Genomic DNA, 14836 nt, shown 5'->3' on the forward strand with positions numbered 1-14836 from the left:
CTCCTCAGAATCGAACCGATGCCGGCAGCCGCCGGGACAGATGCCAGGCAAACACACCGCCGCAGGCGCCGGACAGGATTCCCAGCAGGTAGAACAGCAGGAAAGCCGTGAGCGGCAGCCGGAAATAGAGCATATTGGTAAAGGCTGCCCCTGCCAGCACGCCTGCCGCGCCGGCGGCACTCATGCGCAGCTTCAGGGGGAAGCGGTCAAACCAGCCGCTGCACAGGATCAGGTCGATGGCGGCGCCGGGCATGGTATAGGTGATGAACACCAGAATCCCCGCCGTGGCGGAGATGCCCATGCTCAGGGACATGGCAGCCTGGACCAGCCCCATGAGCAGGGCTGTACCGGGTTTGCGGATGCGGGCGGCGGCAAAGACCAGGAACAGCAGACTGAAGCCGGCAGTCATGCTGCCGCCGGGCACCCGGACAAAATCGGTGATGAGATTGAAGGCCGGGGATACCAGCGGCTTGAAGAGCATTCCAAAGACCGCCAGGAAGGTCATCAGGCAGAGTTCCCGCAGGGTAAATCGCTGCCGGGGCATTGTTTTCATCGGTTTCATTTCCTCTCTTTTCATAAAAAAGACCGGGTATCTCTTTTCTGCAAAAAGACATACCCGGTCACAGCCCATCCCTCCCGGAGAGATGCTCCCCGGGGAAACCGGCTGATTTGTGGTATTTCTTTTCAAAACAAAGGGCGGCTGTGCGCCGGAAGGCAGGAGCGTTTCCCCTCGCTGCCCCGAAATCCGCCGGAACAGAAACTGTCCCGGGAATTTGGCCTGGCACCCATGGCAGACCGCTTTAGGCTGCCAGGCTCGAAATACAGTTGGTATTCAGTTGTAAAAAGCGGGTTACTTCTGACTCTCTGCCAGTTCCCGGCACTGGGCCACCAGCGAATGTTCCGGCGGCACCGGGTCCTCGTCAGCCTTTACCAGCTGCAGTGCCCCGAAGGTGCAGGACCGCACACAGGCCGGCTCCAGACCGGCACGCAGACGGTCGATGCAGCCGTCACACTTGCGCATCTTGCCGTCGGGTCCGAAGGTGGGCGCGCCGAACGGACAGGCCATGGCACAGCTGTGACAGCCGATGCAGTACTGGGTGTTGTAGAGGGTCAGGCCGGTTTCGGGGTCCTTGTACAGGCAGCCCGACGGACAGGCAGTGACACAGGGGGCATTGTCGCAGTGCATGCAGGCCATCGAATAGTAGCGGATCTCGCCGGTGCGGCGGGTCTCCTCCCGGAACACGGTACGATAGGGACGCACCCCGGTGGAAAGATCGATGTCATTCTGATCCATGCAGGCGATGGCACAGGCTCCGCAGGCACAGCAGCGGGAGATGTCCAGTTCAATTTTCCATGCCATACTCTTACTTCCTCCTCACATTGCAGCAGGCGCTGCGATAGGCCGGGAATCCCGAATAGGGGTCCAGCGCCGCACCGTCCAGAATGCTGTTGATATCCAGTTCCCGATAGCCATGATAGATATAGACCTCCCCGGGCTGCACGGTGGCAGTGGGAAGCGCCTGGAAGGTGAGCGAACCCACACTGGTGGTGATCTCCACCGGGTCACCCAGCTCGATGCCCAGGCGTTCGGCGTCCTCCATGCTCATCTCCACCACCGGATCGGGCAGCAGGCTGCGCTCCCAGGGCACATCGTGCAGACGGGAGTGCAGGGCATTGGGGATACGGGTACCGGCGCAGAGCAGGAACGGATACTGCTCCGGGTCGGGATTGTAGGGCGGACGGTAGGTGGGCAGGGCATCCAGTCCCCATTCGGGATGGGCGGCAATGCGCTCGGAGTAGAGCTCCAGCTTGCCGGTGGGGGTGTTGACGCCCCGTTCCAGAATGCTGCCGACCTCATAGGGGGTCACGCCCGGCACCTTGATGGGGCCTTCGGCGGCACGCAGTTCCTCCACGGTGATGGGCAGATCCTGAATGATATACTTTATGCACGCCTCATAGCCGGCGCAGAGCAGTTCATCGTCCATCTTCATGCGGCGGGCCAGCAGGGTGAGAATCTCACAGTCGGACTTGGACTCGCCCAGGGGCTCCACCACCGGATTGGTATACCAGGCATAGCCGCCGGGATAGCACTTGAATTCGCCCCGCTCCATGGAGGTGCAGGCAGGCAGCACAATATCCGCATACTTGGCGGTATCGGTGAGGAACAGATCCACATCCACAAAGAAATCCAGCTTGCCGAAGGCCTCTGCCAGCCGTCCGTCCTGGGGGAACATGCGGTAGTTCATACCCAGGGCAAACAGCACCTTCACCGAGTTTTCGTCCTGGCGCAGGATATTGTCGGTGAGATCGTTGGCCTGCATATCATGCCGCAGGTCGTACCACAGCGGGAACCGCCCGGCGCCCACTGCCTTGGGGGCGTCATGGGGATAGCGTTCCTCCATGAAGTGCTCCTCCCGGGTCTCAAAGCCGCAGTACCGCTCCATATAGGTGTGCGGGCCGGGGAGCTGACCGCCGGCGCGGTCCACATTGCCGGTGATCACCAGCAGCGCCATCATGGCCCGGTAGTTCTGCAGGCCGTTGAGGTGGTGCCCGATGGGGGCGCTGCTCTCGTTGATGCAGAAGCTGCCCGCCTCATGGATCATGGCAGCTGCCTGCCGGATCTGCTCCGCGGGTACGCCGGTGAGCTCCTCGCCCTTTTCCGGGGTGAACTCCCGCACATAGGCGGCATATTCTTCAAAACCATGGACATACCGGTCGATGTATGCCCGGTCGATCCAGTCATTTTCAATGAGGACATGGGCGATGGCAAGAGCCAGGGCACCATCGGTTCCCAGATGGGGACGCAGGTGCAGGTCTGCCAGACGCCGGGTGGTGGGGGTAATGCGGGGATCGATGATGAGGATCTTCATACCCCGCTTCTTGCCGTTCTCCATGGAACCGATCATGGGGTACCGGGAGAAGTAGCTGTTGGCGCCCCAGCCGATGAACAGGTTGGTCTTGCCCAGGTCGGTGCGCATGGCATAGCCCGAGGTGAGCTGCCAGGCCATCAGGCCGCTGGTAAAGCAGCTGCTGGATTCGGTGCCGTAGTTCTGGCTGCCATAGTCCCCGGCAAACCGCCGGAACATGAACCGGTACCATTTGCTGTATCCCGAATAGAAGGCCACCCGATGGGCGCCGTATTCCTCCCGGGCCGAGAGGAGCTTTTCCGCGATGGTATCGATTGCCTCGTCCCAGCTGATGGGCTCGAATTTGCCTTCGCCCCGTTCTCCCATCCGGCGCAGCGGGGTGAGGATACGGTCCTCCCGGTAGAGGTACTGGCGGTTGCCCAGACCCTTGGTGCAGAGCTTGCCTTTATTCTGCGGGTGGTCGGGGGTGCCTTCCACCTTGATGACCTTTCCGTCCTTGACATAGACATCCAGTCCGCAGTGCATACCCGGAGTACAGATGTCACAGACGCTGTGGCGGATCTCAATGCCGCTTTCGGCACCGGGGATCTTGCCCTTGCTGTAATCGATCTCAGCCATGATATCGTCCCTCCATCTTCTCAATAAACGACGGCTTGAGCCCCTCCTTGATGAGGATGCCCCGCTGAATGGGCGAAAGCTTTGCGTCGCCGCTCTCCATAATGCGGTACAGATAGTTCTTTACAGTACCGCTGATCCGGTAGTTGTCCAGGATATTGACGCCCACCAGGCCCTGTTCTCCGATGACTGCCTCCACATAGAGGCCGCTTTCGATATGACCCGAGGTGACTACCTGACCGGTGAGCCGGTTATCGCCGAAGCCGATGAAGTCCATATCCATGAAGTGGGTGATGTTGTGCAGGAAGTTGCCGTCAAACTCTGCCTTGCCCCCTGCCATATTGGCACCGGCTGTGGCGCCCTGATGGGCGGCATTGGCCCACAGGCCGATGATCATGCTGGTGTTGCTCTGGAGTTCCTCGCCCTCACAGCAGTCGCCCGCGGCATAGATGCCCGGCACCGGGGTCTGCATATCGTGATCCACTACGATGCCCTTATTTACTGTCACTTCCGCCGGGTCCACCAGCGATACATTGGTGCGGGTGCCGATGCACAGCACAATGAGGTCGGCCTGGACGGTGCTGCCGTCGGTCATCGAGCAGACAAAGCCGTCGCCGGTCTCCTCCACCGAGGCCAGGGCACTGCCCAGTGCCAGATGTACGCCCTTCCGGGTGATGCGCCGCTCGATCTCCCGGGACACCGACTCATAGGCTGCCAGCGGGAACATTCTCGGGGCCATATCCGCCAGGGTGGTACGGATGCCGCGGTTGTTGAGCAGCTCCACCACCTTGATGCCCACCATCGACGCGCCTACCACCAGGGCAGTGCGGTAGGGGTGGGATTCCAGTGCCTCCCGCAGCCGGATGGCATCGTCAATGGTGCGCATATAGAACGCCTTCTCCGGGTCCAGTCCCGGGAAGCTGGGCGCAAAGGCATGGGCGCCGGTGGCGATGAGGATCTTGTCAAACTGACGGCTCTCGCCATTTTCCAGCCGTACAGTCCGGCTCCGGGCCTCTACCTTTTCCACCCGGGCGCCGGTATGTACCTCCAGCCGGAGCTCCTGCCGGATCTTCTCCATATCCCCGAAGGGGAACAGCCCTTCAAAGGGGATCTTCCCGGCTACATAATAGGTGGTCAGCATGGGATTGTAGGGAGAATAACCGTGTTCACTGTACACGGTGATCGTCCCGTCCGGGTCGTTTTCCCGGATGGCCTTGGCGCCGTAATAACCGGCACAGCCAAACCCGATGATCGCATAATCTGCCATAATTTCCTTCCTTTCTGCTCCTGTGTCAAAAAGATAGAATTCTAACATTCATTTTAGCTGTATGTCAGGTTTCTGTCAATGGATTTTTCGCCAGAGAACCCGATTTTTTGCCCCCTTGGTCAAAGATTTCCCCGTTTCACTGGTATCCCGGTGCCGCCTGTGGTAAAATGGGGTTATATCCCATTATTTTACACAAATCGCTTTCCAAAGGGAGGGGGATTCCATGCATAAAATGCTCAATTTCCTGCTGGCCGGACTGGTCTGTCTGGGCAGTATGACACCAGCCTTTGCCCAAAGCCCTGCCCAGCCGCTTGACTGCACCCTGACAGCGGAAAACGGGACTTCGGTATGGCAGCTGACCGACCAGAACCGCTCCACCAAACTGGACTGGTCCGGCGGCACCCTCACGGTGGAGAGCACTGAGCCCATCACCGGGCTCTATCTCATCTGGGACCGTCCGCCCGAATCCTGGACCGGCACTGCCGGCAGCCAGACCCTCTGGGGCGGGGAATACGGCTTCCTGCATGAGTATCTTCCGCTGGAATCCCCGGTGACCCGGGCCGAACTGACCCTGCCCGAGGGAAGCCGGTGCTGTGATGTCTATGCCTTCGGCGCGGGGGAACTCCCCGACTGGGTACAGCAGTGGCAGCCTCCGCTGGCGGACGCCGACCTGCTGGTGCTGCCCACCCATGCCGATGACGAGCATCTCTTCTTCGGGGGCACCATGCCCTACTATGCCGGCGAACTGGGAAAGAAGGTCCAGGTGGTCTACTTCACCAACCACTGGGCGGAACCCTACCGTCCCCATGAGCTGCTGGACGGCCTGTGGACGGTGGGCATCCGCAACTATCCGGTGATGTCCTCCTTTGTGGACCAGTATGCCGACAGCCTGGACTATGCCCGCACCCTCTACGACGAGGAGGAGGCGGTGGCCTGGCAGGTACAGCAGCTCCGGCGCTTCAAGCCGGAGGTGGTGGTGGGGCACGATGTGAACGGTGAATACGGGCACGGGGTGCACATGTACAATGCCGATACACTGATGCAGGCGCTGGAACTGAGCGCCGACCCGTCCTATGACCCGGAAAGCGCTCAGAAATGGGGCGTATGGGATGTGCCCAAGACCTATCTGCACCTCTGGCCGGAAAATCCCATTGTCATGGACTGGAGCCAGCCCCTCTCCGCCTTTGGGGGCAAAACCGCTGTGGAGATGGCACGGCTGGGCTTTGCGGAACATGTGTCCCAGCAGACCTTCTTCAAGGTGGAGGACTACGGCCCCTATGACTGCCGGAAATTCGGGCTCTACCGGTCGCTGGTGGGCCTGGATGCCCAGGGCGGGGATTTCTTTGAGAATCTCGCAGCCGGGGACTACTCGGACTATCTCCCGCCCGAGCCGGAGCCGGAACCGGAGCCTGTGTCCGAACCGGAGCCGGAGCGCACCCGGACCCTGCCGGGCTGGACGCTTCTGGCGGGAATGGTGGGCGCCGTGGCGCTGGCTGAGGGTATGATCCTGTATGGAAGGAGGAGAAAGAGATGAAGGTGACAGCCATCGTGCCGTCCTACAAGCCGGATGAAAAACTTGCCGGCGTACTCCGGGACCTCGCCGCCGCGGGATTTGAACGGATCATCGTGGTAGATGACGGCAGCGGCCCGGACTATGAGGCTTACTTCCGTCAGGCGGAGGGCTATCCCCAGTGCGTCCTGCTCCGGCATGAGGTGAACCGGGGCAAGGGCGGAGCGCTCAAGACCGCCTTTGCATGGTTTCTGGAGCACACCGGGGAGGATCTCGGCGTGGTGACCGTGGACGGCGACGGACAGCACACCGCTGCCGACGCCCTGCGCTGTGCCAGGGAACTGGAAGCCCACCCGGACAGCCTGGTGCTGGGGGTGCGGCAGTTTGACGGCGCCGATGTGCCGCTGCGCAGCCGCATCGGGAACCAGGCGACCATCTGGTGCTTCCGGGTGCTGTGCGGCGTAGGGGTATCGGATACCCAGACCGGACTGCGGGCCATCGGCACCGACTTTCTCCGGGCGCTCTGCACAGTCCCCGGCGACCGGTATGAGTTCGAAACCAATATGCTGCTGGCAACCTCCCGCCTGGGCATTCCCATCCGGGAAGTGCCCATCCGCACCGTCTATCTGGAACAGAACGCCACCTCCCATTTCAATCCCCTCCGGGATTCCCTTGCCATCTACCGGCAGATTTTCCGCTTTCTCTCGGTGAGCCTTGGCTCCACCGTGCTGGATGTGGCGCTCTTCGCCCTGATGGACTGGCTCCTGCGGGGCTTCTCCGCCGAACTGCGGCTGCTGGGCGCCACGGTGATCGCCCGGGCCTGCTCCTCCCTGTGCAACTTCGCCGCCAACCGCACCCTCGTCTTTGAAAACCGGGAACACCCTGGTCCTGCCATGGTGCGCTACTACCTGCTCTGCATTGTCCAGACTGCTGCCAGTTATGGCGGGGTCTATCTGCTCTCAGCTGTGCTGGGGCTGCCCTCGGTGGCCGCCAAGGTCATCACCGATACCCTGCTCTTCTTTGCCAGCTTCCAGATCCAGCGCCGCTGGGTCTTTGCCGTAAAACCCCGTAAACAGGAGGAAACTGTCCATGTCTGAACCGAAAAAACACCATAAGCCCTCGCTGCTGCTCCGGGTTCTGGCTGTGCTCGGCACCACACTGGGGATTCTGTGCCTCTTTGTGTATGCCGGCGTGAATATCGTCTGCAAGGGGCCGTCTCCCACCGCCCGGGATCTCTTTGTGGGCTCGGTGATGGAGACCAGCGCCGCCAAATTCCTGGCCTATCTATGCTACTCTGAGGAGGAGATCGCCGAGATCCGTGCCCGGAACGCTGTGGTGGAAACCGCTGAGGTCACCGAACAGACCGGCTTTGCCCAGCGGGACGAGAGCGTCCCCAAGGACACCATCGAGCTGGTGGATGTCACCGGCCCCACCTTCAAGGGCAAGATGCTCATTGTCCATGATCCCGCCCGGGTCAAAGTCGCCGTGGCGCCGGTCTTTTCCGAGGAGGCCTCGGGCGTCCGGGTGGAGGACTTCGCCAAACAGGAAAATGCCGTGGCTGCCATCAACGGCGGCGGATTCATGGATGAGGGCGGTGTCGGCAAGGGCGGTATGCCCCTGGGCATCGTCATCAAGGACGGCAAGCTCCTCAACGGCGGACTTTCCAGCGCCCAGCCCATTGTGGGCTTCGATCAGAACAATCAGCTCGTAGTGGGCACCATGACCGGTCAGGAGTGCCTGGACCGGGGCATCCGGGACGCTGTTTCCTTTGGCCCCACCTTTATTGTCAACGGCAAGGCCATGGAGGTCGCCGGTTCGGGCGGCGGACTCAATCCCCGCACCGTCCTGGGACAGCGGGCCGACGGCGCTGTGCTCATGCTGGTCATTGACGGACGGCAGTCCCACAGCATCGGCGCCACCTACAAGGACTGCATCGATGTCATGCTCCAGTACGGCGCTGTGAATGCCGCCAATCTGGACGGCGGTTCCTCGAGCATGCTGGTCTATAACGGCGAAGTGCAGAATGTATGCGCCTCGCTCTACGGCTCCCGACCGCTGCCCACCGCCTTTATCGTCACCCAGCCGCTGGACGAAGGAGGGAACTGACCATGGCTGCATCTGCAAAACACCGGCTGGGCTTCCGGGAGAAGCTCGGCCTCTATGCCCTGGCACTGCTGCTCATCGGAGCGGCGCTGCTGGGATACCTGTGGTTCGCACTGGACCGGTACGAATCCAATACGCCCGAATCCTCAGTGCGCCGGTACCTCCAGGAAACGGCTGCCGGACAGTGGGAGACCATTCTCCAGGACGCTGAAGCGGACCTCTCCCCGCTGGACCGCCCCGAGGACTATACAGCCTGGCTGACCGAAGTCTATGCCGGATTGCCGGAGGAATACACGCTGGTGCGCACCTCGGGCGGCGAAGGACAGACCTACGCCCTGATGGACGGCAGCCGGGAGGTGTCCCGGCTCATACTCACCCCGGCTCCCGCGGAGAGCGGACGGAGCTGGCAGGTGCGCACCCTGGCAGACTCCCTGCCGCCGGTGGAGATCCTGGCACCGGAGGGCTGCACGGTACAGGTGAACGGCACGCCGCTGGGAAGCGAATACCGCACCGGCAGTCAGGCGGCAGCGGGGTATGAATCGCTGCCCCAGGGCTACGAGGCACCCCAGGCGGAAGCCTACCGCATCGAAGGGCTGCTGATGGAGCCGGAGATCACCGCTGTCACAGCCGACGGCTCTGCCTGTACGGTGGCTGCTCCCACCGAGGGGGAAGTGCGCACCGTTTCGGTGACGGCGCCGGTACCCGATGCCCAGGCCGGGGAATACTGGGCAGCGGCAGAACAGGCCGCCAAAACCTATGCCGCCTTTATCAGCTCGGATTCCGGGCGTGGGGAACTGAATACTCTGCTTCTGCCGGGAACCGAGTTCTGGCAGGCCATGCAGGAGTTCTATAACGGCTGGTACATCGACCACACTGGCTATGGCTATGAGAACCTCCAGCGCCTGAGCCTCACCTCTGCCGGAGAGAATGCCTTCACCGCCGAGCTGTCCTTTGACTATCTGGTCTACCGGGGCGCACGGGAATACCGTTACCCCTCCCGCTACCGCCTGGACTTCCTGAAGACAGCCAATGGCTGGAAGGCAGTACGCATCGCCACCCTATAATAAAAAATGAAAGCCGCTCCCTTGCCGGAGCGGCTTTTGTGCTGTATTGGGGTTCTGATTCATGCAGTGCAGGGCAGATCAGCAGGCAGCTTCCAGGGCGGGCGGGTCACAGTCCGGCTCCTCCCGCTCCAGACCAAAGAAGGCCGCATAGACCGCCTGGGCCGTGTCCTCATTGAGCCGGAACACTCCTGCGGCATTGCGCTGTCCCAGTGCGCCGTTGGTGAGCAGCGCAAAGCCGGTCCGGGTCTCCGGGTCGTAGAACAGCCCGCAGATGGAACCATAGGCGTTCCCCTGATGCCCCACCATGCGCCGGTCCGGCAGCAGATGGTCGGTGATCTGGGTTCCCAGTCCCCGGCACAGCTCATTGGGATAGCTTCCCTCGGCAAGCTCCCGCTCATACTGCGGGGTCTGCATGGCAAGGCGGTACTCCTCACTGAGCGCCACTGCCTCTCCCTCCCCGGGACAGCCTGCCATGATCGCCCCCAGCCGGGCCAGATCCTCCGCCGTAATGAACAGATCCCCATGCCCCAGGGCATAGAGCTCGCCCAGCGGAAGCACGGTATATTTGGCACTCATGCCGGTCCACTCCACCATGCGGACGGTGCACTCCCCGTTCTGATAGATATTAGCGACCCGCTCGGGGTGTGTGAGCTGGGAATAGGAATAGGCCGCGTCCATACCCATGGGCTCAAAAACCTGTTCCCGGGTATAGTCCAGAAAACGCTCGCCGGTCACGGCTTCCATCACCCCGCTCACCAGCCCCAGGCCGAAGTTGGTATAGCAGTACTGTGTCCCCGGCTTTGCTCCGGTATAACAGCTCTCCAGCACCTCCCCCAGCGGCGGAAGCACCTTTTCCGCCACCGCTTCCCGGTAGGTTTCGCTGTCTGCCAGGCCCGCGGTATGGGTGAGCAGATGCCGCAGGGTGATGGGCGCATCGGGATAACGGGAAACCACCTCACACCGTCCCAATCTGGGCAGCGGGGCTTCGGGGTCAATCTTCCCCTCGCTGGCAAGATCCAGCGCCAGCAGGGCAGTCACACACTTGGAGACCGATGCCGCCCGATAGATGGTATCCTCCCCGGCGGGGATTCCCGCCTCCACATCGGCATAGCCATAGCTCTGCCGGTAAAAGACACCCTCCTCATCGAACACAGCCAGGCTCATGCCCACCACCTGATACTTCCGGCAGATCTCCTCCATCTCGGCGTGCAGCACTTCCCCGGCCTGGCGGCGGCGTTCCTCCTGCCGGGCCCGGCGCTCGGCTTCCTCCTGACGCAGGGCTTCCTCCTGCTGGGCCAGCAGTGCCTGTTCCGCTTCCGCCTGCATGGCAGCACGGTCGGCAACACAGCCGGTGGTCAGACAGAGCGCGGCTGTCAGCAGCAGACAAAGCCCCCGTCGCAACATGTCAGTCCCTCCCCAGCAGTATTCTGATTTCCATTATCCGGCATCGGTCCGGAAATGTCAATAGTTGTAAATTGCCCGAATTTTACACAATTCCCTTGTGACCTTGCCAGAAATCCCCAGGTCTGGTATGATAAAAACAGTGAAATTTGTCCATTGGGGGAAGGAGAATCATCATGGTTCCTGTCAAACGATTCCTTGCAGCAGCGGCTGTCTGTGTGATGCTGGGCGGCTGTGCGTCAGCCGGTCCCGAAAACCGGGAAACTCCCGGCTCTCCCGCCTCGGAACCGGTATCCGCTCCGGAGCCGGTGAGCCGTCAGGTGACGCTGGTGGCTGCCGGGGACAACCTGATCCACGATGTGATCTGGATGCAGGCGTCCCGGCGTGCCGGCGGCAATGGCTATGACTTCGCCCCGGCCTATGAGGCCATCGCTCCCATTGTTGCCGAGGCGGACTTTGCCTTCGTCAACCAGGAAACAGTGCTGGCAGGCGCGGAACTGCCCCTCTCCAACTATCCCCGGTTCTGCTCCCCGCCTGAGGTGGGCGAAACCATGCTGGATCTGGGCTTCAATCTCATTGCCACTGCCAACAACCACTGCTTCGACCAGGGAGAAGCCGGGGTGCGGCTGTCCCAGGAGTTCTGGGACAGTCATCCGGAAGCTGCCGTTGCCGGAAGCTATGCCGATGCCGCCCACCGGGACCGCATCGCTGTGATCGAGAATGAGGACGGCGTGCGGGTGGCTCTGATTGCCGCCACCGAGCTCACCAACGGGCTCTCACTGCCGGCGGACAGCGAAGGCGGTGTACTGCGCCTTGGCGACAAGGAAGCGATCCTCGAAAAGCTGGCAGCGGCCCGGGAACAGGCGGACATTGTGGTGCTGAGCCTGCACTGGGGCGCCGAGGGAGCCGGTGTCCCCACCGAAGCCCAAAAACAGCTGGCAGCGGAATTGGCAGAGGGCGGCGCCGATGTGATCCTGGGGCATCACTCCCATGTGCTCCAGGGCGGCGAATGGATCGAGACCAGCCGGGGACGGAGCTATGTGGCCTATTCCCTGGGGAATTTCATCTCAGCCCAGGTAGGGGCGGAGAATATGCTCGCCGGACTGCTGCAGCTGGAGATCACAGTCCCAGCGGAGGGGGCTCCTGTGCTTGAGTCGGCGGAGTTCATTCCCACGGTCACCCATTATGGCAGCGGGTTCTCGGGGCTGTGTATCCTGCCGCTGGAGGGCTATACCGAGGCCCAGGCGCTCTCCCATGGGGTGCGCCAGCATGACAGCCGGTTCAGCCTCAGTTATCTCCAGGCCCAGCTGGCTGCCCTGGACTTCGGGGAAACATCTCAGGAGGAGTGATGCCGATGAGCAGTCGTTTCCGGAAAATTCTCGGGATTGCCGCCCTGCTGGGGCTGGTTTTCCTGACCGGCTTTTTCATCAACGCCTTTTACGGGAATCCGGTCTCGGCCCTGCTGGCCCGCAATACCGCCCGTCAGGTACTGGAAGAGCAGTTCCCCGGCGAACCCTACACCATCGAGAGCTGCGGCTATAACCTAAAAAACGGGTGCTATACAGTCCGGGTATCCCGGGAGGGGAGTATGGACGACTGGTTTGATATTGATGTAGAGCCGGACGGCACCTTCCGCTCCCACGACTATGCTGATCGGGTGCCCAATTGCTGGAATACCTGGAACCGTCTGTCCCAGGACTATTACGATCTGGGCAAGACAGTGATGGAACTTCCGGATTTTCCGGAGGGAAAAGCCTCCCTTCCAGGAGTCTCCGGGGAAAGCGTCTATGTTTCCGCCCACCTGCGGTTCTGCGACCGGGAGTATCCCGAGGAGTACAGTATCTTTGTGGAGGATCTGAAGGTGGATGGAGTTTATGACCTGGCGGAGCTGGGTGCTGTGGCCGGAGAGCTCAATGTCCGGGCAGTAAACGAGGATCTCACCCCCGAAACGGCAGCTTCCATCATGCTGAAAATCCATGAACTGACCGAGGAGGCCGGTATCCGGTACGCAGTGATGGACTTCTCGCTGGAACGGCAGGAGAACAGCCGGGAACCGGAGGATTATATTGCCGCGCCGCTCTTTCCTGTGTCGGAGATCACACCGGATGGGCTGGCTGAGCGGATCCGGGAGGCAGACGCCGCCTACAAAGCCTGGGTAGAGGCCGAAGATGCCGCCGCCCAGAAAGCTGAAAACGCAGAAAAAGGCACGACCTGAGTCGTGCCTTTTTATTTAAGAGGGAGAATCTTTCTGACCGCTTTGCCGCCCCCTCCCTCTCCACAGTCAGGGAGGGGGCGTTTGTGGGGGAACCGTAGGTTCCTGCCACATTTGAGCGAAGCGGCTGCCCTTCCCACAGCAACCAGCTTCCAGCAACAGCCAGCCCCGCCCAACAAAAAGGCATCCTGGATTTCCAGCCTGCCCCTCCACAGTCAGGGAGGGGGCGTTTGTGGGGGAACCGTAGGTTCCTACCACATTTGAGCGAAGCGGAATTCCCGCCGCAGCGGTCGGCGGAGCCGTCTGTGGCCGCAAGGCCACGGGGCGTTTGTGGGGGAACCGTAGGTTCCTACCACATTTGAGCGAAGCGGAATTCCCGCCGCAGCGGTCGGCGAAGCCGTCTGTGGCCGCAGGCCACGGGGCGTTTGTGGGGGAACCGCAGGTTCCTGCCACATTTGAGCGAAGCGGAATTCCCGCCCGCAGGCGGCTGACTTCCACCGGAAGTCAGTCCCACCAAACAAAAAAAGCACCCTTCTGGGTGCTTTTTGTTTGGTGGGAGAAGATGGATTCGAACCATCGAAGTCAGTGACAACAGATTTACAGTCTGCCCCCTTTGGCCGCTCGGGAATTCTCCCATATATAAACCCAACCGAAGCTGGATCGTTTTGTGGAGCTGGTGGACGGCTTCGAACCCCCGACCTGCTGATTACAAATCAGCTGCTCTACCTGCTGAGCTACACCAGCTTGGTTTCGACAAATGCTATTTTATCATAACCATCTACCAGTGTCAAGCCTTTTTTTGAATTTTTTTATTCAGGCTGATCCACAATGGTAAATGCCGCAATGTACAGCATTCCCCGTTCCGGGAACAGCATGGCAATGATGGGGATTCCAATAAAGCCCACATTGCCGAACATGGTGGAGGCCATGAATACCGATGCCTTATCGCCCCGCAGGCCAAAAGCACGGCTCATGCCCCAGCACAGAAGCGCCAGCAGCAGATACATCACAGCGGTGGCTCCGGTGACCGGAAGCGATTCCAGCAGGCTTTCCCGGGTGACGCCGGATACGGTATTGGTAAACAGCATCACCGGCAGGGTGACCTTGATCACCACCCGGGAAACAGCGTGCAGTCCTGCTTCGTCCAGGATTCCGCCCTTTACAGCTGCCACACCAATGGCCCCGTAAATTACAAAAATGACCAGCTGATAAAATACGATCTGTGCATACTCCATGAAATTATTCTCTGCTCCCATCCTCTTTGAGATTTTCCTGAATCCGTTGGAGCATATCCAGCAGCGACTGTCTTTCCCTGGAAGTAAAGCCCTGGAACAGTCTTTCCTCCAGCCTGGTAAAGGTATCACGGACCATCTGTGCCTTCTGTCTGCCGGCCTCGGTGAGCCATACCTGACTGACCCGGCGGTTATCCTGTGGGATCTTCCGCTGGACCAGACCGTCCCGCTCCATTTTATTGAGCAGCGAAGTCACCGATGCCGCTTCCACAGAACAGGCATGGGCAATTTCCTTCTGCATACAGCCATCGTGTTCCAGCAGGAATTCCAGCACCTTGGGCTGTCCGCTGGACAGCCCTTCTTCCGCTACCCGTTCCAGCAGTTTCCGTGCCAGAAGCTGTTGATTCTCCAACATCAACTGATGATAAGTCATCCGGTTTTTCCCCTTTCCTCTTATCACAATTAGAATCATAACATTTAAGATTCCAATTATCAGGCCGCATTTCACAGATTTATTATAACAAAAAAAGCCGGATACGCATATCCGGCTTTTGGAAAGACGATT

13 protein-coding genes, 2 tRNA genes and 1 riboswitch are annotated in these 14836 nt (G+C 60.7%); of the genes, 6 read left to right on the forward strand and 9 right to left on the reverse strand.

Annotation, left to right across the window (positions count from 1 at the left end):
• Positions 1-4: 4 nt before the first annotated feature.
• From H9X81_RS08810 to H9X81_RS08825, 4 genes are all read right to left on the reverse strand, one after another.
• A complete protein-coding gene (locus H9X81_RS08810; RefSeq protein ID WP_204721363.1) occupies positions 5-562 on the reverse strand; it encodes an ECF transporter S component in 558 nt (185 codons plus the stop codon).
• 99 nt (positions 563-661) lie between these two features.
• Positions 662-832: riboswitch (molybdenum cofactor riboswitch) on the reverse strand.
• A gap of 18 nt (positions 833-850) precedes the next feature.
• Positions 851-1360 (reverse strand): 4Fe-4S dicluster domain-containing protein, encoded by a 510-nt coding sequence (locus tag H9X81_RS08815; protein ID WP_177502949.1) that lies wholly within the window; start codon positions 1358-1360, stop codon positions 851-853.
• 4 nt (positions 1361-1364) lie between these two features.
• On the reverse strand, positions 1365-3485 hold the full coding sequence (locus H9X81_RS08820) for a molybdopterin-containing oxidoreductase family protein (protein WP_204721364.1): 2121 nt from the start codon (positions 3483-3485) through the stop codon (positions 1365-1367).
• A complete protein-coding gene (locus H9X81_RS08825; RefSeq protein WP_204721365.1) occupies positions 3478-4749 on the reverse strand; it encodes an NAD(P)/FAD-dependent oxidoreductase in 1272 nt (423 codons plus the stop codon). Before H9X81_RS08825 ends, H9X81_RS08820 begins: the two co-directional genes overlap by 8 nt.
• A gap of 223 nt (positions 4750-4972) precedes the next feature.
• Between H9X81_RS08825 and H9X81_RS08830 the strand changes: the two genes are divergently transcribed.
• The 4 genes from H9X81_RS08830 to H9X81_RS08845 are packed head-to-tail and all read left to right on the forward strand — an operon-like array spanning position 4973 to position 9426.
• Positions 4973-6283 carry a PIG-L deacetylase family protein gene (locus H9X81_RS08830; RefSeq protein WP_204721366.1) on the forward strand — a complete coding sequence of 437 codons (1311 nt, stop codon included), beginning with the start codon at positions 4973-4975 and terminating at the stop codon, positions 6281-6283.
• Positions 6280-7356, forward strand: coding sequence for a bifunctional glycosyltransferase family 2/GtrA family protein (locus H9X81_RS08835; protein WP_204721367.1), 1077 nt, complete (start codon positions 6280-6282; stop codon positions 7354-7356). The genes H9X81_RS08830 and H9X81_RS08835 overlap by 4 nt, the downstream gene beginning before the upstream one ends.
• Positions 7349-8365 (forward strand): phosphodiester glycosidase family protein, encoded by a 1017-nt coding sequence (locus tag H9X81_RS08840; RefSeq protein ID WP_204721368.1) that lies wholly within the window; start codon positions 7349-7351, stop codon positions 8363-8365. The genes H9X81_RS08835 and H9X81_RS08840 overlap by 8 nt, the downstream gene beginning before the upstream one ends.
• Before the next feature lie 2 nt (positions 8366-8367).
• Positions 8368-9426: a hypothetical protein gene (locus H9X81_RS08845; RefSeq protein ID WP_204721369.1), complete on the forward strand. Its 1059-nt coding sequence runs from the start codon at positions 8368-8370 to the stop codon at positions 9424-9426.
• Between the two features lie 78 nt (positions 9427-9504).
• Here H9X81_RS08845 and H9X81_RS08850 read toward each other — a convergent pair whose 3' ends face one another.
• The gene (locus H9X81_RS08850; RefSeq protein WP_191392053.1) at positions 9505-10830 is read right to left on the reverse strand and encodes a serine hydrolase domain-containing protein; all 1326 of its coding nucleotides are present in this window, start codon (positions 10828-10830) and stop codon (positions 9505-9507) included.
• Between the two features lie 173 nt (positions 10831-11003).
• Between H9X81_RS08850 and H9X81_RS08855 the strand changes: the two genes are divergently transcribed.
• On the forward strand, positions 11004-12176 hold the full coding sequence (locus tag H9X81_RS08855; protein ID WP_204721370.1) for a CapA family protein: 1173 nt from the start codon (positions 11004-11006) through the stop codon (positions 12174-12176).
• Positions 12177-12181: 5 nt separating this feature from the next.
• The gene (locus H9X81_RS08860) at positions 12182-13042 is read left to right on the forward strand and encodes a hypothetical protein (RefSeq protein WP_204721371.1); all 861 of its coding nucleotides are present in this window, start codon (positions 12182-12184) and stop codon (positions 13040-13042) included.
• Between the two features lie 547 nt (positions 13043-13589).
• On the opposite strand, the gene H9X81_RS08865 is transcribed toward H9X81_RS08860, so the two are convergent.
• The 4 genes from H9X81_RS08865 to H9X81_RS08880 all read right to left on the reverse strand — a co-directional run bounded on the left by H9X81_RS08865 (position 13590) and on the right by H9X81_RS08880 (position 14686).
• Positions 13590-13674, reverse strand: a tRNA-Tyr gene (locus tag H9X81_RS08865).
• A gap of 33 nt (positions 13675-13707) precedes the next feature.
• Positions 13708-13783, reverse strand: a tRNA-Thr gene (locus H9X81_RS08870).
• 65 nt (positions 13784-13848) lie between these two features.
• The gene (locus H9X81_RS08875) at positions 13849-14274 is read right to left on the reverse strand and encodes an AEC family transporter (RefSeq protein ID WP_177503458.1); all 426 of its coding nucleotides are present in this window, start codon (positions 14272-14274) and stop codon (positions 13849-13851) included.
• A gap of 4 nt (positions 14275-14278) precedes the next feature.
• On the reverse strand, positions 14279-14686 hold the full coding sequence (locus tag H9X81_RS08880; RefSeq protein ID WP_204721372.1) for a MarR family winged helix-turn-helix transcriptional regulator: 408 nt from the start codon (positions 14684-14686) through the stop codon (positions 14279-14281).
• Positions 14687-14836: the final 150 nt, after the last annotated feature.

Source organism: Hydrogenoanaerobacterium saccharovorans (genome assembly GCF_016901815.1).
Lineage (GTDB): Bacteria > Bacillota > Clostridia > Oscillospirales > Ruminococcaceae > Avimicrobium > Avimicrobium caecorum.